Annotated in this window: 18 protein-coding genes; 11 read left to right on the top strand and 7 right to left on the bottom strand. The window is 71.9% G+C overall.

Annotated features, from left to right (window positions below; all coding sequences use genetic code 11):
• Window positions 1-238: 238 nt before the first annotated feature.
• The 3 genes from C7C46_RS23835 to C7C46_RS23825 all read left to right on the top strand — a co-directional run bounded on the left by C7C46_RS23835 (window position 239) and on the right by C7C46_RS23825 (window position 7,755).
• Window positions 239-5,098 (top strand): ricin-type beta-trefoil lectin domain protein, encoded by a 4,860-nt coding sequence (locus tag C7C46_RS23835; protein WP_146259190.1) that lies wholly within the window; start codon window positions 239-241, stop codon window positions 5,096-5,098.
• Between the two features lie 268 nt (window positions 5,099-5,366).
• Window positions 5,367-6,893, top strand: coding sequence for an MFS transporter (locus C7C46_RS23830; RefSeq protein WP_110671954.1), 1,527 nt, complete (start codon window positions 5,367-5,369; stop codon window positions 6,891-6,893).
• A 100-nt stretch (window positions 6,894-6,993) separates the two neighbouring features.
• The gene (locus tag C7C46_RS23825; RefSeq protein ID WP_110671953.1) at window positions 6,994-7,755 is read left to right on the top strand and encodes a TetR/AcrR family transcriptional regulator; all 762 of its coding nucleotides are present in this window, start codon (window positions 6,994-6,996) and stop codon (window positions 7,753-7,755) included.
• A gap of 2 nt (window positions 7,756-7,757) precedes the next feature.
• On the opposite strand, the gene C7C46_RS23820 is transcribed toward C7C46_RS23825, so the two are convergent.
• Window positions 7,758-9,287 (bottom strand): helix-turn-helix domain-containing protein, encoded by a 1,530-nt coding sequence (locus tag C7C46_RS23820; RefSeq protein WP_110671952.1) that lies wholly within the window; start codon window positions 9,285-9,287, stop codon window positions 7,758-7,760.
• Window positions 9,288-9,376: 89 nt separating this feature from the next.
• The gene (locus C7C46_RS23815) at window positions 9,377-11,935 is read right to left on the bottom strand and encodes an FHA domain-containing protein (protein ID WP_245984769.1); all 2,559 of its coding nucleotides are present in this window, start codon (window positions 11,933-11,935) and stop codon (window positions 9,377-9,379) included.
• Window positions 11,936-12,169: 234 nt separating this feature from the next.
• Between C7C46_RS23815 and serB the strand changes: the two genes are divergently transcribed.
• The gene (gene serB / locus C7C46_RS23810; RefSeq protein WP_110671971.1) at window positions 12,170-13,414 is read left to right on the top strand and encodes a phosphoserine phosphatase SerB; all 1,245 of its coding nucleotides are present in this window, start codon (window positions 12,170-12,172) and stop codon (window positions 13,412-13,414) included.
• Window positions 13,415-13,448: 34 nt separating this feature from the next.
• Here the strand turns inward: serB and C7C46_RS23805 are convergent, their stop codons facing one another.
• From C7C46_RS23805 to C7C46_RS23800, 3 genes are read right to left on the bottom strand one after another with little or no spacing between them, the layout of a single operon-like run.
• Entirely contained in the window at window positions 13,449-13,973 is a 525-nt protein-coding gene (locus C7C46_RS23805) for a SixA phosphatase family protein (protein ID WP_110671950.1), read from the bottom strand.
• Between the two features lie 48 nt (window positions 13,974-14,021).
• A complete protein-coding gene (locus C7C46_RS37395; RefSeq protein ID WP_281278581.1) occupies window positions 14,022-14,144 on the bottom strand; it encodes an SGM_5486 family transporter-associated protein in 123 nt (40 codons plus the stop codon).
• Window positions 14,145-14,170: 26 nt separating this feature from the next.
• Window positions 14,171-15,466: an MFS transporter gene (locus tag C7C46_RS23800; RefSeq protein ID WP_181442491.1), complete on the bottom strand. Its 1,296-nt coding sequence runs from the start codon at window positions 15,464-15,466 to the stop codon at window positions 14,171-14,173.
• A gap of 77 nt (window positions 15,467-15,543) precedes the next feature.
• On the opposite strand from C7C46_RS23800, the gene C7C46_RS23795 reads away from it, so the two are divergent.
• Window positions 15,544-16,218: a FadR/GntR family transcriptional regulator gene (locus tag C7C46_RS23795; protein ID WP_110671948.1), complete on the top strand. Its 675-nt coding sequence runs from the start codon at window positions 15,544-15,546 to the stop codon at window positions 16,216-16,218.
• 107 nt (window positions 16,219-16,325) lie between these two features.
• Here C7C46_RS23795 and fabI read toward each other — a convergent pair whose 3' ends face one another.
• Together fabI and fabG are read right to left on the bottom strand one after the other, a co-directional pair.
• A complete protein-coding gene (gene fabI, locus C7C46_RS23790) occupies window positions 16,326-17,093 on the bottom strand; it encodes an enoyl-ACP reductase FabI (protein WP_110671947.1) in 768 nt (255 codons plus the stop codon).
• A 5-nt stretch (window positions 17,094-17,098) separates the two neighbouring features.
• Window positions 17,099-17,818: a 3-oxoacyl-[acyl-carrier-protein] reductase gene (gene fabG, locus C7C46_RS23785; protein ID WP_110671946.1), complete on the bottom strand. Its 720-nt coding sequence runs from the start codon at window positions 17,816-17,818 to the stop codon at window positions 17,099-17,101.
• A 256-nt stretch (window positions 17,819-18,074) separates the two neighbouring features.
• Here fabG and C7C46_RS23780 point away from each other — a divergent pair, with 256 nt between their 5' ends.
• From C7C46_RS23780 to C7C46_RS23755, 6 genes are all read left to right on the top strand, one after another.
• The gene (locus tag C7C46_RS23780) at window positions 18,075-19,223 is read left to right on the top strand and encodes an MBL fold metallo-hydrolase (protein WP_110671945.1); all 1,149 of its coding nucleotides are present in this window, start codon (window positions 18,075-18,077) and stop codon (window positions 19,221-19,223) included.
• Between the two features lie 116 nt (window positions 19,224-19,339).
• The gene (locus C7C46_RS23775) at window positions 19,340-20,926 is read left to right on the top strand and encodes a TldD/PmbA family protein (protein ID WP_110671944.1); all 1,587 of its coding nucleotides are present in this window, start codon (window positions 19,340-19,342) and stop codon (window positions 20,924-20,926) included.
• The gene (locus tag C7C46_RS23770; RefSeq protein ID WP_110671943.1) at window positions 20,926-22,341 is read left to right on the top strand and encodes a metallopeptidase TldD-related protein; all 1,416 of its coding nucleotides are present in this window, start codon (window positions 20,926-20,928) and stop codon (window positions 22,339-22,341) included. The genes C7C46_RS23775 and C7C46_RS23770 overlap by 1 nt, the downstream gene beginning before the upstream one ends.
• A 14-nt stretch (window positions 22,342-22,355) precedes the next feature.
• Complete coding sequence (locus C7C46_RS23765; RefSeq protein ID WP_110671942.1) at window positions 22,356-22,913, top strand: RNA 2'-phosphotransferase; 558 nt, start codon at window positions 22,356-22,358, stop codon at window positions 22,911-22,913.
• Window positions 22,914-23,058: 145 nt separating this feature from the next.
• Entirely contained in the window at window positions 23,059-23,406 is a 348-nt protein-coding gene (locus C7C46_RS23760; protein ID WP_425470111.1) for a DUF3099 domain-containing protein, read from the top strand.
• A gap of 287 nt (window positions 23,407-23,693) precedes the next feature.
• Window positions 23,694-23,945, top strand: a complete 252-nt coding sequence (locus C7C46_RS23755) for a hypothetical protein (RefSeq protein WP_110671940.1) — start codon at window positions 23,694-23,696, stop codon at window positions 23,943-23,945.
• Window positions 23,946-23,961: the final 16 nt, after the last annotated feature.

Here is a 23,961-nt window from a genome sequence, read left to right as displayed (position 1 = left end):
ACGTTCTTCACGAACGTGAACCCATCGATAGGTCGGCCCGAAACTAGCGCCCCGCCGCCTACCTGCGGGATCATCTGAGCATTATCTGATGGTGATTCAAATCACATGAGGGCAATGTCCGCCAATGTCCTGAAGGTGCATCAAATTCGCTTGCCATAACCCTCCGGGTCCCCGAGCGTGTGCGCGTGCTGTGCACCACACGTGCCTACAGCACACGGATCCACCCGGGAGGGGAGTCATGTTCCGAACACCGTCGGTCACAGGCCGACGCAAAACCCGCACCACACCGACCCGTTGGCCGGCCGCGGCGAGCATCCTGGCGCTGACCGCAGGCATGCTCGTCACCCAGGCCGGCCTCGCCGCGCAGCCCGGTGTGGCCGCTGACCAGGCGACGCTGCCGACTGCCGCGCAGGCGGCGGCGATCGACGCCCAGCACGCCAAGGACCAGAGCCCGCCGAGCCGCTACGCCAAGCAGTTCGCGCAGGCGAAGAAGACCAACCAGAACGTGCTGGTCGACGAGCTGAGCACGGAGTTCAGCGAGACCTACGCGACGCCGCAGGGACACCTGCAGCTGACCAGCCACCCGGACCAGCAGCGGATGAAGTCCGGCGGCCAGTGGAAGAACCTGGACCCGAGCCTCAAGCAGCAGCCGGGCGGCGGGTTCGCCCCTGCGCAGACCCCCTCCGGTGTGGTGCTGTCCCCGGGCGGGTCGGGCCCGCTCGCCACGCTGACCTCGGCGGACGGCAAGAAGCTGGCGATCAGCGCGCCGTTCGCGCTGCCCGCCCCGCAGGTCGACGGCAGCAGCCTGCTCTACCCGTCGGTGCTGCCCGACACCGACCTGAAGGTCACTGTCGGCAAGAGCGGCAGCGTCAGCACCGTCCTGGTCGTCAAGACCGCGGCGGCCGCGGCCAACCCGGCCCTGAAGACGCTGCACTTCGGCACCGGCGCCGACGGCGTGACCATCAAGGCGGACGCCGACCACAAGCTGAGCGCCGACGCCGCCGACGGCCCGCGCTGGACCGCGCCCGCCCCCACCATGTGGGACAGCAGCGCGACGCCGGCCAAGTCGGTGGCCCGGGTGGCTGGTTCGGAGACCGGCGCCGACCTCGCCGGCTCGCCCGCGACAATCGCGGGGGCCAGCAAGTCGCAGGGCCAGGTGCGCAGTTCCACCGAGGGCCCGGGGGACGGGGCGAAGGTCGCCACCATGCCGGTGACCGCCGCCAAGGACGGCTTCGACCTGGTCCCGGACCAGAAGCTGCTGGCCGGCGCCCAGTTCCCGGCCTACATCGACCCGGCCTGGATCCCGTACCAGACCGGCAGCAACGGCAACACCTTCGTCCAGTCCGCCTACCCGAACGACACGCACTACAACGTCAACGGCTCCGCGGACCGCGACCACCTGGGCGTCGGCTACTGCGACAACAGCTACGCCAACGGCGGCGGTTGCTCGCCCTCCAGCCTGTACCGCGCGTTCTACCAGTTCGACACCAGCGCGCTGGCCGGGACGATCATCAACTCGGCCCGGATCGACCTGTCCGAGTACCTGTCGGCCGACTGGAGCTGCTCCACCACGTACGGTGTGGACCTGTTCTGGGAGAACGGTCCGATCGGTCCGGGCACCAACTGGGGCAACCAGCCGCAGCCCGGCAGCAGGCTCGACAGCACCCAGGTCGGCGGCTCGGGCCACACCAACTGCTACAACAACGTGCCGGTCGCCTACTGGAACATGGGCTCCGGTTTCAGCAGCGGCATCGGCAGCAACAACGCGGTGACCATCGGTCTGCGCGCCAGCAACGAGGGCCAGGCGATGGCCTTCAAGCGCTTCGATTACGGCGCCACGCTGTCGGTGACCTACGATCGGGTGCCGAACCCGCCGAACGACCCGGCGCTGCACCCCGTGCCGTCCAGCGTCACCGGCGGTGACAACCAGGGCTGCGGCGCCGGCTGGGGCCAGTGGAGCTGGATCGGTGCCGGCAGCGACGCGCCCGGTGCGGTGACCCTGGCCGCCACGGTCTCCAGCCCGGCCCCGCAGGACCAGTTGCAGACCCGCACGCTGATGTGGGACTACACCAACAACAACGCCGGCCTGCCCGGCGACGGCATGTCGCCCTGGGCGCCGAACGGCCAGAAGGCCACCTACACCGTCCCCGGCGGCTACATCCAGAACGGCCACATCTACGGCTACCACCAGCAGACCACCGACCTGCTCTCCGGCTCGTCCTGGTCCGGCTTCGGTCCGCAGTGCCTGTTCGCGGTCGACCAGACCCCGCCGCAGGTCAGCCTGCCGGGCTGGGTCGGCGACCTCGCGCACGAGTTCCCGCCCTCCGGCAACGGCCAGAACACCGGCCTCTTCGCCGGCCAGCAGGGCTACATCGTGGCCACCGCCACCGACCCCGCGCCGGGCAACGGCCTGGCCTCCTCCGGCATCGCCTGCCTGCGCTGGAGCTTCGACCCGCAGCTGAACAACGCCCAGTGGCAGTGCGGTGGTTCGCTGCCGGCCACCGAGTCGGCCAACAACTACAAGCTGGCGGTCACCCCAGGCCACTGGGGCACCAACATCGTCTACGTCCAGTCGATGGACAACGCCAAGAACCTCTCGCCCATCGCGCAGTACCCGTTCTACGCGCCCTGGAACCCGAACGGTCCGCCGCCGGTCTTCGGCGACGTCACCGGTGACGGCGCGCCCGACATGGTGACCGCCGGCACCGACGGCAACCTGCACGCCTACAACGTGCCGGGCAACGCCACCGCGACCAGCCCGTCCACCTCGGTGCTCTCCTACGGCGCCGACAGCCCGGACGGAAAGAGCTGGGCCGACGTCCACCAGCTGACCCACCGCGGCTCGACCCGCGGCGGCACCAACGCGGACGACGTCATCGCCCACGGCGACAACTCGCCGAACCTGTACGTCTACCCGAACGGCACCACGGCGGACGGCATCATCGGCCACTTCGCGCCGAAGGTCAGCCTCACCAAGCCGGGCTGCCAGACCACCAACGTCACCACCGCCGCGACCTGCGCCACCTACTACGGCGGCAGCACCGGCGGCGGCAGCCTCGGTGACTGGTCCAAGGTCGTGCAGATCGCTTCCCTGGGCGACATCTCCACCACCAACCTGGACCCGACCCACAAGTTCAAGAACGCCGCCAGCCTGGTCACCGAGGAGGTCGGCGCCGACGGCGCCCTGGGCCTGTGGTTCTACCCGGCGGCCGGCAGCAACACCTTCGCCGCGCCGATCAAGCTCAGCAGCAGCGGCTGGAGCGGCCTGCACCTGATGTCGCCCGGCGACTGGGCCAAGCAGGGCCACCCGGGCCTGTGGGCCGTCGACGCCGGCGGCAACCTCAGCGGCTACACGCTGACCCTGGGCCAGGACGCCTCCTTCTTCCCGACCACCCCGCCCGCCCCCACCGGCAACTACCCGGTGGTCACCGCGATCAGCGCACCGGTCGCGATCGGCTGGGTCGACCCGAACAAGTACAACGTCGCGACCATGCAGTCCGACGGCGACCTCAGCGGCCGCGGCAACGGCGGCTCCGCACTCTGGGACACCGACAAGGGCAACCCGGTCTCGTCCAAACTGACCACCTGGTTCGGCACCCCGTACCTGGACGGCAACGGCAACCCGACCGGCTACAACTGGGACATCCAGCAGTACGGCGCCGGCAACATCTCGGCCCCGGGCGAGCAGTGGCCGATCGGTGTGATGGACCGCACCGACAAGACCAAGATCACCGTTGACGGCAGCGACACCCTGGGCATCAACCCGATGACGGCGGTCGGCTCCGGTGTCAGCTTCAGCAACGACCACCCGCCGGCCACCCCGGAGCTCGGCTCGGTCAACTTCACCGGCAACGGCCTGCTCACCAGCCTCCCGCAGGGCGGCGGAACGCCGTTCAACCTGACCACCGGCACCACGCTGGCCTCCGGTCAGCAGGTCTCCTCGCAGAACAGCACGCTGCTCATGCAGGCCGACGGGAACCTGGTGCTCACCGCGAAGAACTCCGGCCGGCCGCTGTGGAGCGCGGGCACCTGGGGCCACCCGGGTGCTACCGCGACCATGCAGGCCGACGGCAACTTCGTCATCCACGACACCAGCAACACCGCGCTCTGGTCCACCAACACCGGCGGCAACAGCGGTGCGCTGCTCAGCCTGCAGAACGACCGCAACGTGGTGGTCTACAAGGGCTCCACCCCGCTGTGGAGCAGCCAGACCTACCAGGCGGATCCGCCCGGTGTGGCGACCGACGCCAGCTGGTCGGCCTCGGCCTGGGTCAAGCTCAACGGCGGTACCGGCACCGACCAGACGGTGCTGTGCCAGCAGGGCAACAACGTCCCGTCGATGAACCTGCTCTACCGCGACTCCACGCACTCGTGGGGCGTCTACACCCCGACCCAGGACTCCACCACCAGCGCCAACTGGGTCTTCACCGGCTCGGCGGGCTGGTCCGGCTACGCGGGGGCCTGGACGCACATCGCGGCCACCTACTCCGCGGACGCCCAGGTGCTGGCGTTCTACGTCAACGGCACCGAGGTGAGCTCCACCCAGATGTCGCCGGCCTGGGCCGCCAACCGCGAGACCACCATCGGCGGCTGCTACTTCAACAACGACCACAGCAAGATCGTCAACCAGCTCAACGGCGAGGTCTCCGACGCCCGCAGCTACCCGTACGAGCTGACCAGCCAGCAGGTCGCCGGGCTCTACAACGTGCCCAAGCAGGCCCTGGTCAACACCGCCGCCAACAAGTGCCTGGACGACTACCAGAGCAGCACCACCGACGGCACCCCGATCGAGATCTTCGACTGCAACGGCACCGCCGCGCAGCAGGTCTCGGTCACCGGTGACGGCAACCTGCACATGGTCGGCAAGTGCGTCGACGGCAGCACCGGCACCCAGGGCACCCTGCTCAAGCTCTGGGACTGCAACGGCACCGGACCGCAGAAGTTCAGCCTGTTCGCCGACGGCTCGCTGCACTACGAGCCCAACGGCACCGACTCCGGGCTCTGCGTGGACGACCCGAACGGCAGCACCAGCAACACCACCCAGTTGCAGCTGTACGGCTGCAACAGCTCCAACCCGCAGAAGTGGACGCTCCAGTAGCGTCCGGCGCGGGATGACCGCCGAGCCCCGGCCCGAGGCGAGTGCCTCGGGCCGGGGCTCGGCCCGTTCCGGGCGTGCAGCTGTCCGAGGCTGCGTCAGGTGGTCGGCGACCGGAGTTGACCGGCCGTCAGCCCCGGCCTCTGGACGGGGAAACCGGCTTGCCGCGACTCGCCTGTACGGTGTAGAACTCCTCTACGCCGTACAGTCATGTGCCCAGGCGCCCTCGCCGGCCAGCCAGAGGCGCCCAACCCGTCCAGGGGGAACCCGCATGTCCGACACCGCACCACCCCCCGCACCGACCCGCCGGCCCGACCGGTGGCTGGTGCTCGCCGTGATCTGCCTGGCGCAGCTCGTGGTGATCCTCGACAACACGATCCTCAACGTCGCCGTCCCCTCGCTCACCACCGAGCTGGGCGCGACCACCTCCCAGACCCAGTGGGTGGTCGGCGCCTACTCGCTCGCCCAGGCCGGCCTGCTGATCGCGGCCGGCGGCATGGGCGACCGCTACGGGCGCAAGAAGGTCCAACTCCTGGGCCTGGCGCTGTTCGGCGTCGGCTCGCTGGGTGCCTCGCTGGCCGCCGGCCCGGGCCAGTTGATCGCGGCCCGGGCGGGCATGGGCGTGGGCGGCAGCCTGCTGCTGGCCACCAGCCTGGCCATCGTGGTGCGCACCTTCGACCAGGAGGAGCAGCCGCGGGCGATCGCCGTCTGGACCGCGATCGCCTCACTCGGCGTCGCGCTCGGCCCGGTGATCGGCGGCGCGCTGCTGGCGCACTTCTGGTGGGGCTCGGTCTTCCTGGTCAACCTGCCGGTGGCCGCGCTGGGCCTGGTCGCGGTGGCCCGTCTGGTGCCCGAGTCCAAGGACCCGCGCGGCGAGCGCCCGGACCTGCTGGGCTCGCTGCTGTCCACCGCCGGCCTGGTCGGCCTGGTCTACGCGATCATCCAGGGCCCCGGCGCCGGCTGGACCGCCCCGCGCACCCTGCTGGCCGGGGGCCTGGGCCTGCTCTTCCTGCTCGGCTTCGTGCTCTGGGAGCGCCGGATCGAGCACCCGCTGCTGGACCTGGCGTTCTTCCGCAACGCCCGGTTCCGCGGGGCGGTCTCCGGGGGTGTGCTGGTCAGCTTCGGCATGGGCGGCTCGCTCTACCTGCTCACCCAGCACCTGCAGTTCGTGCTCGGGTACGGCCCGCTGAAGGCGGGTCTGGCCACCGCGCCGATGGCGCTGACCGTGGTCGCGCTCAACCTGACCGGGGTCGGCATGCGGCTGACCATGAGGCTCAGGCCGCCGGCCGCGATCGCGCTGGGGCTCTCCCTGCTGGCCGCCGGGCTGGCCGCGATCGCCGAGTTCGGACACGGCGGCTCCTACCCGGGGATCCTGCTGGGCCTGGTGCTGATCGGGGCCGGGGCGGCCTGCGCCCAGCCGGCCATGGCCGGCTCGATCATGAGCTCGATCCCGCCGGAGAAGGCGGGCGTCGGGTCCGGCCTGATGGGCACCCTGAGCGAGCTGGGCAACTCGCTGGGCGTCGCGGTGCTCGGGGCGGTGCTCACCGCCGGGTTCGCCGGGGCGCTGCCGGCCGACCTGCCGGGCTCGGCGGCCCGCTCGCTGCCCGGCGCGCTGGCCGCGGCCGGCCCGGACCGGGCCCACCAGGTGCGCTCGGCGTTCGCCGACAGCCTGACGGACAGCCAGCTGATCGGCGCGGTCGCGGTGCTGGCCGGCGGACTGCTGGCGGCCTGGCTGCTCGGCCGTGCCGCGGCCCGGCCGGCGCCGGCCACCGAGCCCGCACCGGCCCGGGCGGCCTGATCCGCCAGCCCGGTCCAGGCTCTACGATCACTGCACGGCCGCCCGCCGCCCGCGGGCCGGCCGTGCAGCGGTACCCGGACCCGAAGGACAGTTGACCGCCATGGCAGGCAAGGCCGAGCAGCCCCACGACCCCGCTGTCAGCGTCTGGCTCGCTCCGCCCAGGCCCCCCAGGCGCGGCAGCGCACCCACCGGGCTGAGCCGGGAGAAGATCACCGCCGCCACGCTCGAACTGCTGGACGCCGAGGGGCTGCCCGCCTTCTCGATGCGCCGGCTGGCCGCCGAGCTCGAGGTCACCGCGATGTCGGTGTACTGGTACGTCGACAACAAGGACCAGTTGCTCGAACTGGCGCTGGACGCGGCCTTCGCCGACCTGGCCGTGCCGCCGCTGGAGGACCACGGCGACTGGCGCCGGCACGTCTACGTGATGGCCCACCAGTACCGCCAGTGCTTCCTGCGCCACCCCTGGGCGACCGAGCTGATCGGCCGCTTCCTGGCGATCGGCCCGAACGCGATGCTGATGTCCAACAGCGCGGTGGGCGCGCTGGCCCGCGCCGGGCTGAGCGGCGACGCGCTCGGCGGCGCGATCGCGCTGATCTTCCAGTACACCTACGGCTTCGCGCTGTCCGAGGTGCAGTGGGGCCGCCGGGTCAAGCTCGCCGGAGCCGGCCCCGAGGAGCTGTACCGGCAGATGATGGGCGTGCTGACGGCCAGTGACTCCCGGCACGCCGAATGGGAGAAGCTGCTCGGCCACGACCGCGAGGAGAAGCTGGAGGCGGCCGGCAACCGGCAGTTCGACGCCGGCCTGGAGATGGCGATGGCGGGCATCGAGGCCGCCATCGCCGCTCTCCCCCCGCAGCCATAGGACTAGATGTCGCGGAAGGTCTCGATCTTCGCGCCGACCGAGTTCAGCCGGTCCGCCAGGTCCTCGTAGCCGCGGTTGATCACGTAGACGTTGCGCAGCACCGAAGTGCCCTCGCTGGCCAGCATCGCCAGCAGCACCACCACGGCCGGCCGCAGGGCCGGCGGGCACATCATCTCGGCCGCCCGCCACCGGGTCGGGCCCTCCACCAGCACCCGGTGCGGGTCCATCAGCTGCACCTTGGCGCCCAGCCGGGTCAGCTCGGTCAGGTAGATCGCCCGGTTGTCGTAGACCCAGTCGTGGATCAGCGTGGAGCCCTGGGCGGTGGCCGCGATGGCCGCGAAGAACGGCACGTTGTCGATGTTGATGCCGGGGAACGGCATCGGGTGGATCTTGTCTATCGGCGAGCGCAGCTTGGACGGACGCACCGTCAGGTCGACCAGCCGGGTGCGGCCGTTGTCCGCGTGGTACTCCGGGCTCCGGTCGTAGTCCAGGCCCATCTCCTCCAGCACCGCGAGCTCGATCTCCAGGAACTCCACCGGCGCCCGGCGCACCGTCAGCTCCGAGCCGGTGACCACGGCCGCGGCCAGCAGGCTCATCGCCTCCACCGGGTCCTCGCTGGGCGCGTAGTCCACGTCGCAGCCGATCTCGGCCAGGCCGTGCACGGTGAGCGTGGTGGTGCCGATGCCCTCGATCCGCACGCCCAGCTTCTCCAGGAAGAAGCACAGGTCCTGGACCATGTAGTTGGGGCTGGCGTTGCGTATCACCGAGACGCCGTCGTGCCGGGCGGCGGCCAGCAGCGCGTTCTCGGTCACCGTGTCGCCGCGCTCGGTCAGCACGATCGGGCGCTCGGGGCTGACCGAGCGGTCCACCTCGGCGTGATAGACGCCGGTGGTGGCGGTGACCTCCAGGCCGAACCGGCGCAGCGCCGCCATGTGCGGCTCGACCGTGCGGGTGCCCAGGTCGCAGCCGCCCGCGTAGGGCAGCTTGAACTGGTCCACCCGGTGCATCAGCGGGCCGAGGAACATCAGCACCGAGCGGGTGCGCCGGGCCGCCTCCTGGTCCATCGCGGCCAGGTTCAGCTCGGCCGGCGGGGTGATCTCCAGGTCGGCGCCGTCGTTGATCCAACGGGTCTTCACGCCGATGCTGTTGAGCACCTCGAGCAGGCGGTAGACCTCCTCGATCCGGGCCACCCGGCGCAGCGTGGTGCGGCCGGTGGTCAGCAGCGAGGCGCAGAGCAGCGCGACACAGGCGTTCTTGCTGGTCTTGACGTCGATGGAGCCGGAGAGGCGGCGCCCGCCGACCACCCGCAGGTGCATCGGACCGGAGTAGCCGAGCGAGACGATCTCGCTGTCCAGCGCCTCACTGATCCGGGCGATCATCTCAAGGCTGATGTTCTGGCCACCGTTCTCGATCCGGTTGACCGCGCTCTGGCTGGTCCCGAGCGCCGCCCCCAGCTCGGTCTGCGTCCAGCCGCGGTGCTTGCGGGCGTCTCTGATGAGCTTGCCGATGCGCGCGAGATAGTCATCTGCCATGCGCAAGACGATATCTCATCCATGAGATACGGCTGCGGGCGGCACCCCCGACAGGAGGAACCGCCCGCAACCGCGCAGGTGAGGCCGGGTCAGCCCTTCTGCATGACCTCCGGCTCGTGCCGGCGCAGCAGTCGCAGCACCAGGAAGGCCAGCGCGGTCGACAGCACCACCAGCATCCCGGCGTTGATGGACCACTGGGCGATGCTGTGCGTCCACAGGCTGTCGTGCTGGTCCCGGTGCGCCGGGTCCAGGATCATCAGGTGGCCGAGGTCCACCGTGGTGCCGACCACACCGACGCCCCAGCGGGCCGGCATCAGCCAGGCGAACTGCTCCAGGCCGGCCTTGCCGAAGAGCTGGAACAGGCAGCCGGTGAAGACCACCTGGACGATCGCGAACATCACCAGCAGCGGCATGGTCTTCTCGGCCGTCTTCACCAGCGCCGAGATCACCAGGCCGAACATCATCGAGGCGAAGCTGAGCAGGATGATGCCGACCGCCATCTCGATCGCGGGCGCGCCCTTGATGATCAGGCCCTCGGTGGGCAGCTTGCGGGTGGAGAACCCGACCCCCGCGATGATCGTGCCCTGCAGCAGGCTGAAGAAGCCGAGCACGATGATCTTCGAGACCAGGTACGCGCTGCGGGACAGCCCGGTGGCGCGTTCGCGTTCGTAGATCGCCCGTTCCTTGATCAGCTCACGGACCGAGTTGGCCGCCCCGGAGAAGCAGGCCCCGATCGCCAGCACCAGCATGATGGTGCCGGCCGCGTTGTTGGAGCCCGCCGGGTTGGGCCGCAGGCCGAAGCTGGCCGGCACCACGGTGGAGACCAGGCCGAGCACCGCGGGCAGCAGCACCGACAGCGCCATGAAGCCCTTGTCGGAGGCGATCACCGACAGGTAGCGGCGGATCAGCGTCCACAGCTGCGCGCCCCAGCTCTGCGGCTTGGGCGGGATCACCGGCTGGTGCTGCACCGGCGCCTGCTGCACGGCCACCGCGTCCACGTCAGCGGAGTACTGCTGGTAGTGCACCGAGCCCTTGTAGCGGCCGGCCCAGTCGTGGTCCGGGTAGTTCTCGAAGGCCTGGAAGACGTCCGCCCAGGTCTCGTAGCCGAAGAAGTGCAGCGCCTCGTCCGGCGGCCCGAAGTAGGCCACCGAGCCACCGGGGGCCATCACCAGCAGCCGGTCGCAGATGGCCAGCTCGGCCACCGAGTGGGTGACCACCAGGATGGTGCGGCCGTCGTCGGCCAGGCCGCGCAGCATCTGCATGACCTCGCGGTCCATGCCCGGGTCCAGTCCCGAGGTGGGCTCGTCCAGGAAGATCAGCGAGGGCTTGGTGAGCAGCTCCAGGGCGACCGAGACGCGCTTCTGCTGGCCGCCGGAGAGCGCGGTGATCCGGTTCTCGGCCCGCTTGTCCAGACGCAGCTCGTAGAGCACCTCGTCGATCCGGCGGGCCCGCTCCTCCGGCTCGGTGTCGCCCGGGAAGCGCAGCTGGGCCGCGTACTTGAGGCCGGTGCGGACCGTCAGCTCCTTGTGCAGGATCTCCGACTGCGGCACCAGGCCGATGCGCTGGCGCAGCTCGGCGAACTGCTTGTAGAGGTTGCGGCCGTCGTACAGCACCTCGCCGCGGTCGGCCGGGCGGTAGCCGGTCAGCGCGCGCAGCAGGGTGGACTTGCCGGAGCCGGAGGGGCCGATCACCGCGATCAGCGACTTCTCCGGGACCCCGAAGCTGACGTCGTTGAGCAGCACCTTCTTGCCGCCCTTGTGCTCCACCTCGACGGTCAGGTGGTGCGCGGAGAAGGAGACCGGGCCGTTGTCGATGAACTCCTGCAGCTGGTCGCCGACCAGCTGGAACGAGGAGTGGCCGACCGTCAGCCGGTCCAGCGGGCCGAGCAGCTGACGCTGCACCGGCTGGCCGTTGACGAAGATCCCGTTGTGCGAGCCGAGGTCGACGATCTCGTAGCGGCCGTCCGCCAGCTGGCGCAGCTCCGCGTGGTGGCGGGAGACCTGCAGGTCGGAGACGACGATGTCGTTGTCGAGCGCGCGGCCGATCCGGATGATCCGCATCCCCGCCGTGAGGTTGCGGATCATCGTCGGGTTGCGCTCGCTGCCGAAGCCGGTGCCGCCGAGACCGCGCCCGAAGTCCTCGGCCGCGACGGGCTGCTGATAGGCCGGCGGCTGCGGGTACTGCCCCTGCGGCGGGCCCGGGTGCTGGTGCGGGATCGGCGGCTGCACCTGCTGCTGCACCGGCGGCTGCGGGTACGGCTGCTGGTAGCCCGCCGGCTGCTGCCAGCCCTGGGCGGCGGGGGTGTGGTGCCGGTGCGTCTCCGCCTCGTGCACGCTCAGCTGCGGGGCCGCCACGGCCGGGGCGGAGAAGGCCAGTCGCGGCCCGTTCTCACCGTTGCCCAGGTTGAGCACGGTGCCCGGGTGCAGCTGCACCTGCTGGGTGCGCACACCGCCGGCGAAGGTGCCGTTGGTGCTGCCGTGGTCCTCCAGCTGCCAGCCGGCGCCGTTGAACGAGATGGTGGCGTGCCGCCAGGAGACCCTGGCGTCGTCGAACGGGAAGTCCGCCTGCGGATCCCGGCCGATGGTGTAGGACTGTCCCGGCTCCAGTGTCCGGTGCTGCCCGTTGATCTCAAGTACGAGTTGCGGCACTGTCCGCCTGCCCCGCTCTCTCGGTCCCCCGGTGGCATCCCCGCGGTCGGGGAGTGAGGAATATCGCGTCTGACGGGGGGTAATCATTCCAGCTCGGCCTCTGCGGCGGAAAGTCGGGCCCGCGGACTGTGACCAGGCGGCAACGTTCCCGCGCAGGAGCCGTTGCCCGGCCGCGTCCACGGTGCGGACGGCACCCCGTTCCGGCAGCCGCCGCCCGGTAGCGTGGTGGTCACCATGAACACGCCTTCCGCGCAGCCCACGCAGCCCCGGTCCGACGACGAGCGCACCCTGCTGGTCAAGGTCTTCGGCAAGGACCGCCCCGGCATCACCACCGGCCTGTTCGCCACGCTGGGCGACTTCGGGGTCGAGGTGATCGACTTCGAACAGGTCGTCACCCGGGGCCGGATAACGCTCTGCGCCCTGGTCACCCCGCCGGCCGGCGGCCCCGGGGCCGAGGGCGCGCTGCGCGCCACCGTGCACCAGTGGACCGAGGACCACAAGCTGCAGGCCGAGATCATCTCCGGCACCGGTGACAACCGCCCGCGCGCCGAGGGCCGCTCGCACGTGACGGTGCTCGGCAACCCGCTGACCGCCACCTCGGTCTCCGCGCTGTCCGCCCGGATCACCGAGCTGGGCGGCAACATCGACCGCGTCTTCCGGCTCGCCAAGTACCCGGTGACCGCGGTCGAGCTCGCGGTCTCCGGCGTGGCCCCCGAGCGGCTGCGCGGTGCCCTGGCTATGGAGGCGGCAGCCCAGCGGGTGGACGTGGCGGTGGTGGCGGCCGGCCTGGAGCGGCGGGCCAAGCGCCTGGTGGTGATGGACGTGGACTCCACCCTGATCCAGGACGAGGTGATCGAGCTCTTCGCCGCGCACGCCGGCTGCGAGGCCGAGGTGGCCGAGGTGACCGCCGCCGCGATGCGCGGCGAGCTGGACTTCGCCGAGTCGCTGCGGGCCCGGGTCGCCCTGCTGGCCGGACTGGACGCCGGGGTGGTGGAGAAGGTGCACACCGAGGTCCGGCTCACCCCGGGCGCCCGCACCCTGATCCGCACCCTGCAGCGGCTCGGCTACCAGGTGGGTATCGTCTCCGGCGGCTTCACCCAGGTCACCGACCACCTGGTCGAGCTGCTCGGGCTGGACTACGCGGCCGCCAACACCCTGGAGGTGGTGGACGGCCGGTTCACCGGCAAGGTCACCGGCGAGATCGTCGACCGGGCCGGCAAGGCCCGCTGGCTGACCCGGTTCGCCGAGCAGGCCAAGGTCCCGCTGGCCCAGACGGTGGCGATCGGCGACGGGGCCAACGACCTGGACATGCTCAACGCGGCGGGCATCGGCGTCGCCTTCAATGCCAAGCCGGTGGTCCGCGAGGCCGCCGACACCGCGCTGAACGTCCCGTTCCTGGACACCGTCCTCTACCTGCTCGGCATCACCCGCGAAGAGGTCGAGACCGCCGACGAACTGCACGGCACGCCGGCCGAGTGAAGGTGGCGTGCCCCGGGGCGGTCGGCCGCCCCGCTCAGTCCCGCGGCGGCACCCAGTAGCTGACCAGCCTGGCGACCCCGGGTTCCACTGCGGACCAGGGGTCGTCGAAGGTCAGCACCGCGATGCCGGCGGTGGGGAAGCCGCCCTGGCGCAGCTGGGCCAGTTCGTCGCCCAGGCTCTCGTCGCCGGCCAGGACCTCGACCAGGTTCTGCACGCCGGGGTTGTGGCCCACCAGGAGCAGGTCGGCGACCTCCTCGGGCGTCTCCTTGAGGACCTCGATGATCTCGCCGGCCGTGGCGTCGTAGATCCGGTCCTCGAAGACGGTGCGCCTGGTCCGCTTGGGCAGCTCGTGGGAGGCCAGCTTCCAGGTCTCCCGGGTGCGCACCGCGGAGGAGCACAGCACGTACTCGGGGTTGATCCCGGAGTCGGTCAGCCACTGGCCGGCCTCCGGCGCCTCGTGCCGTCCGCGATCGGCGAGCGGCCGCTCATGGTCGGCCACCTGGGGCCAGTCGGCCTTGGCATGGCGGAGCACGATGATCCTGCGCGAGGTGTCACTCATTGGCTCAGCTTGGCAGAAAACCCGCCGGTAGGCGGCCGCTGTCGAAGATCAGCCCATCGCCTGGGCGATCGTGGCGATGACGGAGACGAGAACGACCACGCCGAGGATCAGTCCCATCAGCTGAAGCAGCTTCTTGCGGCCGTCGGTCGGTTCGGGTTCGAGAACTGGCATGCCGGAAGTCTCGCACCCGTGCCCGATCAGGCCGTCGCGGGGGTCACCTCGTCCTCGATGTGCCGGTTGCGGGCCGCCCGCAGGCCGATCAGCAGCTGCGGCACCAGCAGCGCGGCCATGAAGGCCAGCGGCAGCAGCCAGCCGCCGGTGCTCTGGTAGAGGGTGCCGACCAGGATCGGGCCGGGGATCGAGAGCAGGTAGCCGACGCCCTGCACGAAGGCGGACAGCTGGGCCACCCCGCCGCTGGTCCGGGCCCGCAGCCCGATCATGGTCAGCACCAGCGGGAAGGCGCAGTTGGACAGGCCCACCAGCAGCGCCCAGAGCCAGGCCCCGCCGGCCGGGGCCAGCATCAGGCCCAGGTAGCCGGCGATCCCGCAGGCGGCCAGCACCACCACGAAGATCCGCTGGTCGCCGCGGCGCACCGCCAGGTTGGGCAGCACCAGGGAGACCGGCACCCCGATCACCATGATCACCGCCAGCAGCAGCCCGGAGCGGCTCGCGCTCACCCCGGCGTCCTGGTAGATCTGCGAGATCCAGCCCATGGTCGAGTAGGCGCCGGTGGCCTGGCAGCCGAAGAACAGCGCCAGCGCCCAGGCGGTGCGGCTGCGCACGATCGGCAGCCGCTGCCCGCCCGCCGCTGCGCCGGCCGCACCGGTGGCCGGCCCCCGGCCGTCCCGGCGCAGCACCACGGTGACCAGCCAGACCACCAGCGCGACCGCCGCCGGCAGCGCCCAGATGCCCAGGCCCAGGCGCCAGCCGCCGCCCATCGCACTGGTCAGCGGCACGGTGACGGCGGCGGCCAGCGCGGTGCCGGCCGACAGCGCCATCGAGTACAGGCCGATCATCGGGCCGACCCGGTCCGGGAAGTACCGCTTGATCACCACCGGGATCAGCACGTTGGCCACCGCCACCCCGGCCAGCGCCACCGCGGTGAGCGCGAGGAACACCCCGGTGGACCCGGCGAACGAGCGGGCCGCCACGCCCGCGGCGATGGCGCCCGTCCCGGCGGCGACCACCAGGGTGGGCCCGAACCGGCGGGCCAGCGCGGGGGCGGCGAAGCCGAAGACCGCGAAGCAGACCGAGGGCACCGCGGCCAGCAGGCCGGCCACCGTGGGGCTCATGTGCAGGTCGCCGCGGACCCGGCCGAGCAGCGGGCCCAGGCTGGTGACCGCCGGGCGCAGGTTGACCGCGGCCAGCGCGACGGCGACGGCCAGCAGCGCGCCGAGCGCGTTGCGCCGAGCCGCGGAGGGCGGCCCGGCGGTGGTGGGAACGGGGGCGGTGGTCGCTTCGCGTGGGGTCTCTGTGGTCGGCACAGGAGCCATCATAGAATGATGGGATGAATTAAGGCACCCGGTTTCGGGGGGAAGATGGACCACCGACGTAGCGACCAAGGAGCCCCATGACACTGTCCTCGCCCCGGCGCACCCCGCTGGCCGACCAGGTGATCGCCCAGTTGCGGGCCCAGATCACCTCGGGCGAGTGGCCGGTCGGCTCGCGCATCCCCACCGAGGCCGCCCTGGTCGAGCAGCTCAAGGTGGCCCGCAACACGGTCCGCGAGGCCGTCCGGGCGCTGGCCCACAACGGCCTGCTGGACATCCGGCAGGGCTCGGGCACCTACGTGCTGGCCACCAGCGAACTGGCGGGGGTGATGCACCGCCGGTTCTCCGACGCCGACCAGCAGCAGGTGGCCGAGCTGCGCGAGCTGCTGGAGACCTCGGCCGCCACGCTGGCCGCCGGCCGGCGCACCGAGCGCGACCTGGTGCTGCTGGAGACCGCCCTGGCCCGCCGCGAGGAGGCCTGGTTCGGCGGCGACGCGGAGAACTTCGTGCAGGCCGACGCCGCCTTCCACCAGGCCGTGGTGGCCGCCGCCCACAACGACGTGCTGGCCGCGCTCTACGCCGACCTGGGCGAGGTGCTGCGGGCCCACCTGCGCCAGGACATCGGCCCGGTGCTCTCCCCCGAGCGCTACGTGAGCCACGACCGGATCCTGACCGCCATCCACGACCGCGACGGGGCCACCGCCGCCCGCGAGTCGGCCGCCGCGATCGGCGCCTGCGGGCGCCAGGAGGCCTGACCGCAGGTCGGCCGACCGCTCGTCAGCAGACCGCTCGTCAACAGGCCGCGGAACGGCACGACCCCGGCACACCTGAAGGTGTGCCGGGGGCGACTGCCGAGAGGCCGTCAGGCGCCGATCGCGTGCAGCCCGCCGTCCACGTGGATGATCTCGCCGGTGGTCTTCGGGAACCAGTCGGACAGCAGTGCCACCACCCCGCGGGCGGTCGGCTCCGGGTCGGTCAGGTCCCACTTGAGCGGCGAGCGGTGGTTCCAGGTGTCGGCCAGGTCGCCGAAGCCGGGGATCGACTTGGCGGCCATCGACCCGAGCGGGCCGGCCGAGATCAGGTTGCACCGGATGTCCCGCTCGCCCAGGTAGCGGGCCAGGTAGCGGCTGGTGGACTCCAGCGCGGCCTTGGCCGGGCCCATCCAGTCGTACTGCGGCCAGGCGAACTGCGCGTCGAAGGTCAGGCCGACCACCGAGCCGCCGTCCTGCATCAGCGGCAGCAGCGCCGTGGTCAGCGACTTCAGCGAGTACGCCGAGACGTGCATCGCGGTGGCCACCGACTCCCACGGGGTGTCCAGGAACTTGCCGCCCAGCGCGTCCTGCGGGGCGAAGCCGATCGAGTGCACCACTCCGTCCAGCGTGGGCAGGTACTCGCGCACCTGGTCGGCGATGCCGGCCAGCTGCTCGGGGTTGGACACGTCCAGCTCCAGCACCTTCACCGGGTGGGGCAGCTTCTTGGCGATCCGCTCGGTCAGCGTGGGCCGCGGGAAGGCGGTGAGGATGATCTCCGCGCCCTGCTCCTGGGCCAGCTTGGCGGTGTGGAAGGCGATGGAGGACTCCATCAGCACCCCGGTGATCAGGATCCGCTTGCCCTCAAGGATTCCACTCATGTTGCTCAGTGACCCATGCCCAATCCGCCGTCGACGGGAATGACGGCTCCGGTGATGTACGCGGCCTCGTCGGAGGCGAGGAACCGCACGGTGGAGGCGATCTCGGCCGGCTGGGCGTAGCGCCCCAGAGCCACCCCCGAGACGATCTCGGCGCGGCGCTCGTCGCTGAGCACAGCGGTCATGTCGGTGTCCACGAACCCGGGGGCGACCACGTTGACCGTGATGCTGCGCGGGCCGAACTCGCGGGCCAGCGACCGGGCGAAGCCGATCAGGCCGGCCTTGGACGCGGCGTAGTTCGCCTGGCCCGGCGAGCCCGTGGTGCCCACCACCGAGGAGATCAGCACCACCCGGCCCTTGCGGGCCCGCAGCATCTTCGCCGAGGCGCGCTTGACCACCCGGAAGGTGCCGGTCAGGTTGGTGTCCACCACCGAGGTGAAGTCCTCCTCGGTCATCCGCAGCATGAGGACGTCCTTGGTGATGCCGGCGTTGGCCACCAGCACCTCGACCGGGCCGTTCTTGGCCTCGATCTCGGTGAACGCGGCGTCCACCTGCGCGGTGTCGTTGATGTCGCAGCGCACCGCCAGCACGTCGTGCTTGGCCAGCGCCTCGGGCACCTCGCCGGAGCGGCTGGTGATGGCGACCTTGTCGCCCGCCTCGGCGAAGGCCTGGGCGATGGCGAGGCCGATGCCCCGGTTACCTCCGGTGACGAGAACCGAGCGGCTCAACGATCCACCTCTCCCTGATCAGCCCCGGGCGACGCGGGGCGGTCCACCGGTGCGGTGAACGGACTCAAGCGACGCTATCGGTCGACTCCGCAGCAAGCGAAATCGACCCTCCACAGGTCATCCACGTCGAAACTGTCGTCTTCTGACAATCGGTCCACCTGCGGCGGACCGGGAACACCGGGCGGCACACACCCGTTGCACCGTCGGCGCGGGGTCGGCCCGCGCGGCTCCTGCAACGAATCGGGCGGCACCTCCCATGAGCAAGGCAACCCCCGGATCCGGCACACGTCGGGGCCGGCTGCTCACCCTCACCACCGTGGCCGCCGGGCTCGGCGCCGCCGCCTGGGCGCTGCGGGAGGTGCCGGCCGCCTTCGGCCGCGACCCGGACGGCCAGGACGAGCGGATCCGCAACTCCCCGCAGTACGTCGGCGGCACCTTCCGCAACGCCCCCTCCGAAGCGGCCCGGGCCGGCACCGGTCCGACCCGCCCGGACCTGGACACCTTCAGGCGGCTGCTGCTGGAGCGGGACGGCCGCACCCCCGTGCGCCCGGTCCCGCTGGTCCGCCCGGCGCCGGCCGCCGGCCCGGCCCCCGCCGACGCTGTCTCGCTCACCTGGTACGGGCACGCCTCCGCGCTGGTGGAGATCGAGGGGGCCCGGGTGCTGCTGGACCCGATCTGGAGCGAGCGCTGCTCCCCGTCCGCGCACGTGGGCCCCAAGCGGCTGCACCCGGTCCCGGTCGAGCTGGAGGAGCTCCCGGCGGTGGACGCGGTGCTGATCTCGCACGACCACTACGACCACCTGGACATGGCCACCGTCAAGCGCCTGGTGCGCACCCAGTCCGCGCCGTTCGCGGTCCCGCTGGGCATCGGCGGCCACCTGCGCCGCTGGGGCGTGCCGGAGCACCGGATCATCGAGCTGGACTGGGACGAGACCTGCACGCTCGGCGAGCTGACCCTCACCCTCACCGCCGCGCACCACTTCTCCGGCCGCGGCCTGACCCGCAACACCACGCTCTGGGGCTCCTGGGTGATCGCCGGGCCCACCCGCAAGGTCTTCTACACCGGTGACTCCGGCTACTTCGAGGGGTACGCGGCGATCGGCGCCCAGCACGGGCCGTTCGACGCCGCGCTGGTGCAGATCGGCGCCTACGACCAGGCCTGGCCGGACATCCACATGACCCCGGAGGACGCGGTGCTGGCCCACCGCGACCTGGGCGGCGGGCTGCTGGTCCCGGTCCACTGGTGCACCTTCAACCTGGGCCTGCACCCGTGGGCCGAGCCGGTCGAGCGGCTGCTGGCCGAGGCCAAGGCGCACGGCATCCCCGTCGCGGTGCCGCGCCCGGGCGAGCGGATCGACCTGGCCGCGCCCCCGGAGCTGTCCGCCTGGTGGACCGGCCTGGCCTGACACGCCGGGACGCACTGTCAAATCGGCTGGTCTCCAACCCGGGTGACGGGACATGATGCGATCGGTGCTCCACGTCCCGGAGCCCCGCGCCGCCCCGCTCACCCTCAGGGAGTCCGATGCCGCCGACACCGAGCGCCCCGCCCGCCCGCTCCGTCGATCCACTCTTCCTCGCGCTGCCGCTGCGCCCGCTGGCCGCGGCCGCGCTGGACCGGGCCCGGCAGCTCGGGGTCAGCCACGCCGACTTCCGGCTGGAGCGGGTGCGCAGCGCGGCCTGGCGGCTGCGCGACGCCCGCCCGGCCGGCGGCTCCGACGAGGTGCAACTGGGCTTCGCGGTCCGGGTGGTCCTGGACGGCGCCTGGGGCTTCGCGGCCGGGGTCGAACTGACCGAGGCGGCGGCGGCCCGGGTGGCCGAGCAGGCGGTCGCGGTGGCCAGGCTCTCCGCCACCGTCTCGCGGGCGGCCGGCGGCGCGGACCTGGTGGAGCTGGCCGCGGAGCCGGTGCACGACGACGTCAGCTGGGTCTCGGCCTACCGGGTCAACCCGTTCGAGGTGCCGGACGCCGAGAAGACGGCGCTGCTGGCCGACTGGAGCAGCCGACTGCTGGCCGCCGACGGCGTCTCGCACGTGACGGCCAGTCTGCTCACCGTGCAGGAGAACAAGTTCTACGCGGACACCGCCGGCACCGTCACCACCCAGCAGCGGATCCGGCTGCACCCGTGGCTGGAGGCCGTCTCGGTGGACGAGCGGACCGGCACCTTCGAGTCCATGCGCACCGTCGCCCCGCCGGCCGGGCGCGGCTGGGAGTACCTCGCGGGGGTTCGGGGGTCGTCCCCCGACGGACAGAGCCTGGAGGGCGAGGGCTGGGACTGGCAGCAGGAGCTGGCCCGGCTGCCCGAGCACCTGGCCGAGAAGGTCAAGGCGCCCAGCGTCGAGGCCGGCCGCTACGACCTGGTGATCGACCCGACCAACCTGTGGCTGACCATCCACGAGTCGATCGGCCACGCCACCGAGCTGGACCGGGCCCTCGGCTACGAGGCCGCCTACGCCGGCACCTCCTTCGCCACCTTCGACCAGCTCGGCACCCTCAAGTACGGCTCCGAGCTGATGCACGTCACCGGTGACCGCACGGCCGAGCACGGCCTGGCCACCACCGGCTACGACGACGAGGGGGTGGCCACCCAGTCCTGGGACCTGATCACCGGCGGGATCCTGACGGGGTACCAGCTGGACCGCCGGATGGCCAGGCTGAAGGACCTGGGCCGGTCCAACGGGTGCGCCTTCGCGGACTCCCCCGCGCACGTGCCGGTGCAGCGGATGGCCAACGTCTCGCTCCAGCCGGTGGCCGGCGGCCCCGACACCGAGGGCCTGTTCGCCGGGGTGGAGAAGGGCCTGTACATCGTCGGCGACCGGTCCTGGTCGATCGACATGCAGCGCTACAACTTCCAGTTCACCGGCCAGCGCGCCTACGCGATCAAGAACGGCCGGCTGGCCGGGCAGGTCAAGGACTTCGCCTACCAGGCCACCACCACCGACTTCTGGGGCTCGATGGCGGCGGTCGGCGGCCCGCAGACCTACCTGCTGGGCGGTGCCTTCAACTGCGGCAAGGCCCAGCCGGGCCAGGTCGCCGCGGTCAGCCACGGCTGCCCCTCAGCCCTCTTCACCCAGGTCAACGTGCTCAACACGCAGCAGGAGGCGGGTCGCTGATGTCCGGTCGCAACACTGCCCACCAGCTGGTCGAGCAGGCCCTGGAGCTCTCCCGGGCCGACGGCTGCGTGGTCCTGGTGGACGAGGAGTCCACCGCCAACCTGCGCTGGGCCGCCCTGGACAACCGTCCCGGCGGCGCGCTGACCACCAACGGCGTCACCCGCGGCCGCCGGCTCACCGTGATCGCCACCGTGGACGGCGCCCAGGGGACCGCGGCCGGCGTCGTGGCCCGCGAGGCGGTCACCACGGCCGAGGTCGCCGAGCTGGTCCGGGCCGCCGAGGCCGCGGCCCGCGAGGCCGGCCCGGCCGAGGACGCCCAGCCGCTGCTGCCGCCCGGCGCCGCCTCGGGCGGGGACTTCACCGCCGACCCGGCCGAGACCTCGATCGAGGTGTTCGCCGACTTCGCCCCGCAGCTGGGCGCCGCCTTCGCCCGGGCCCGCGAGCTGGGCCACGCGCTCTACGGCTTCGCCCAACACGAGCTCACCTCCACCTACCTGGGCAGCTCCACCGGCCTGCGGCTGCGCCACGACCAGCCGACCGGCAGCGTGCAGTTCAACGCCAAGGGCGGCGGCTCCTCGGCCTGGCTCGGCGAGTCCACCCGGGACTTCGCCGGGCTCGAGGTGGCCGCGCTGCAGTCGCGGCTGGAACAGCGGCTCGGCTGGGGCCGCAAGCGGATCGAGCTGCCGGCCGGCCGCTACGAGACCCTGCTGCCGCCCAGCGCCCTGGCCGATCTGATGATCTATCTGACCTGGAGCAGCGAGGCCCGGGACGCCGTGGAGGGGCGCACCGTCTTCAGCCGCCCCGGCGGCGGCACCCGGCTCGGCGAGCGGCTGGCCCCACTGCCGCTGACCCTGCGCGCCGACCCGGCCGAGCCCGGCCTGGAGTGCGCGCCGTTCCTGCTCGCCCACTCCTCCGGCGACGACCGCTCGGTCTTCGACAACGGCCTGCCGATCGGGCCCACCGAGTGGATCCGCGACGGCGAGCTGGTCAACCTGCACTCCACCCGGCACGCCGCCGCCCTCACCGGCCTGCCGGTGCGCCCGATGGTGGACAACCTGGTGCTGGAGACCGCCGACCAGGCGGGTGCGCCCACCCTGGAGGAGATGGTCGCCCGCACCGAGCGGGCGCTGCTGCTCACCTGCATCTGGTACATCCGCGAGGTGGACCCGGCCACCCTGCTGCTCACCGGCCTGACCCGGGACGGGGTGTACCTGGTGGAGGACGGCCAGGTGGTCGGCGAGGTCAACAACTTCCGGTTCAACGAATCCCCGGTCGACCTGCTCGGCCGGATCACCGAGGCGGGCCGCACCGAGCGCTGCCTGCCGCGCGAGTGGGGCGACTTCTTCAGCCGCGCCGCGATGCCGCCGGTGCGGATCAGCGGCTTCAACATGAGCTCGGTCAGCAAGGCTTCATAGGGAAGGACAGCCATTTGGACGAGAAACGACTCGTCAAGACGTCGAAGATGCTCTCGAAGATCCTGCGCCACGACCCCGGCCGGATCGGGATCGAGCTGGACGAGGGCGGCTGGGTGCCGGTGGACACCCTGCTCGCCGCCCTCGCCGGCCAGGGCAACCGGCTCAGCCGCGCCGAACTGGACCACGTGGTGGCCACCAACAACAAGCAGCGCTTCGGCTACAGCGAGGACGGCCGGCGGATCCGGGCCAACCAGGGCCACACCGTCGAGGTGGACCTGGGCCTGCCGGCGGCGGTGCCGCCCGCGGTGCTCTACCACGGCACCGCCAGCCGGACCGTGCCGCTGGTCCTGGCCGAGGGGCTGCGGCCGATGAGCCGCCAGGACGTGCACCTGTCGGCGGACCGGGAGACCGCGGTGCGGGTCGGCGCCCGGCACGGGCGTCCGGTGGTGCTGCGGGTGGACGCGGCGGCGCTGGCCGCCGGCGGGCACGAGTTCCGGGTCAGCGCCAACGGGGTCTGGCTGACCGACTCGGTGCCGCCCGGGTTCCTCGCGGTGCTCGCCGAGGGCGCGTGAGCCGCGGCGCCTGAGCCGGGGCGCCGCCGACGCGCCGGGCCGGCCGCGCTGACCCGGTCTGCCCGGCGGCGCCGGCCCGGCGTACCGTGGAACAACCCGGGCGCAATCGGTCGCGTCCGGAGCCGGAGGCGAGGCGGCGATGCAGATGGGCAAGAAGGATCGGGAGATCCACCGGATCACCGGGGCCAGGACCAGCCTGACCGAGGACGTCCGGGGGCGGCAGCGCCGCTACGTGATCTCGATGCTGGTCCGTACCGTCTGCGTGCTGCTGGCGGTGGCGCTGTGGAACGTCCAGCGGTACGTCGCGGTCGGCGCGCTGGTCGGCGCCGTGCTGCTGCCCTACATCGCGGTGGTCGTCGCCAACGCCGGCCGGGAGCGGGCGCCCGGCCTGCCGAGCACCTTCGACGTGCCGGCCACCACCCCGCTGATGCTCGGCCCTGGTGGGACCGGTGGGTCGGGTGGGACAGGACGCGCTGACCCGCCGTCATCCTGACTCTCTGTGCCCGGGCGGGACAGGGGACACCCTCAAGTTTCATATGAGCTGCGCCCGTTTCGCCCCTTTTTATTGGCACTTGGCACCCCAGAACCTCAGGAGAAGCTCAAATTAATCTTGTCAGGTCTAGCCAACGCCTGGCCCCTTCGTGACATACTGCGTACGCGCTCCGCATCCCCCGTCGGAGCGACGGACCGACGCCGGGCGGCTCCCCCCGTGGCTGCCCGGCGTCGCCCTTTCCCCCTCCTCCCCCAGGCGGCTACCGCCGGGGTGAGAGACTGCGGATCATGAGCCTCGACTTCTTCGGCCCGGGCGCCGACGGCCCCGACGGTCCCCCCAAGTGCTCGGCCAAGGGCTGCCGGGCGGCCGCGAGTTGGGTGCTGGTCTGGAACAACCCCAAGCTGCACACCCCCGACCGCCGCAAGACCTGGCTGGCCTGCGGCGAGCACCGCGAGCAGCTGAGCCAGTTCCTCAGCGTGCGCGGCTTCCTGCGCGAGACGGTGGCCCTGGCCGACTGGGACGCCGAGAGCGAGGGCTAGACGAGTAGTTCCGATG

Source organism: Streptomyces tateyamensis (assembly GCF_003205575.1).
GTDB classification, from domain to species: domain Bacteria; phylum Actinomycetota; class Actinomycetes; order Streptomycetales; family Streptomycetaceae; genus Kitasatospora; species Kitasatospora tateyamensis.
Note: the sequence above shows the minus strand (reverse complement) of the source record. Positions and strands in the feature narration are given on the sequence as shown.

Bases quoted from the DNA above. Each gene is read 5' to 3' on its own strand.
- C7C46_RS23835 (WP_146259190.1), top strand. From the start codon at position 239: ATGTTCCGAACACCGTCGGTCACAGGCCGACGCAAAACCCGCACCACA.
- C7C46_RS23830 (WP_110671954.1), top strand. From the start codon at position 5,367: ATGTCCGACACCGCACCACCCCCCGCACCGACCCGCCGGCCCGACCGG.
- C7C46_RS23825 (WP_110671953.1), top strand. From the start codon at position 6,994: ATGGCAGGCAAGGCCGAGCAGCCCCACGACCCCGCTGTCAGCGTCTGG.
- C7C46_RS23820 (WP_110671952.1), bottom strand. From the start codon at position 9,287: ATGGCAGATGACTATCTCGCGCGCATCGGCAAGCTCATCAGAGACGCC.
- serB (WP_110671971.1), top strand. From the start codon at position 12,170: ATGAACACGCCTTCCGCGCAGCCCACGCAGCCCCGGTCCGACGACGAG.
- C7C46_RS23805 (WP_110671950.1), bottom strand. From the start codon at position 13,973: ATGAGTGACACCTCGCGCAGGATCATCGTGCTCCGCCATGCCAAGGCC.
- C7C46_RS37395 (WP_281278581.1), bottom strand. From the start codon at position 14,144: ATGCCAGTTCTCGAACCCGAACCGACCGACGGCCGCAAGAAGCTGCTT.
- C7C46_RS23800 (WP_181442491.1), bottom strand. From the start codon at position 15,466: ATGGCTCCTGTGCCGACCACAGAGACCCCACGCGAAGCGACCACCGCC.
- C7C46_RS23795 (WP_110671948.1), top strand. From the start codon at position 15,544: ATGACACTGTCCTCGCCCCGGCGCACCCCGCTGGCCGACCAGGTGATC.
- fabI (WP_110671947.1), bottom strand. From the start codon at position 17,093: ATGAGTGGAATCCTTGAGGGCAAGCGGATCCTGATCACCGGGGTGCTG.
- C7C46_RS23780 (WP_110671945.1), top strand. From the start codon at position 18,075: ATGAGCAAGGCAACCCCCGGATCCGGCACACGTCGGGGCCGGCTGCTC.
- C7C46_RS23775 (WP_110671944.1), top strand. From the start codon at position 19,340: ATGCCGCCGACACCGAGCGCCCCGCCCGCCCGCTCCGTCGATCCACTC.
- C7C46_RS23770 (WP_110671943.1), top strand. From the start codon at position 20,926: ATGTCCGGTCGCAACACTGCCCACCAGCTGGTCGAGCAGGCCCTGGAG.
- C7C46_RS23760 (WP_425470111.1), top strand. From the start codon at position 23,059: ATGGGCAAGAAGGATCGGGAGATCCACCGGATCACCGGGGCCAGGACC.
- C7C46_RS23755 (WP_110671940.1), top strand. From the start codon at position 23,694: ATGAGCCTCGACTTCTTCGGCCCGGGCGCCGACGGCCCCGACGGTCCC.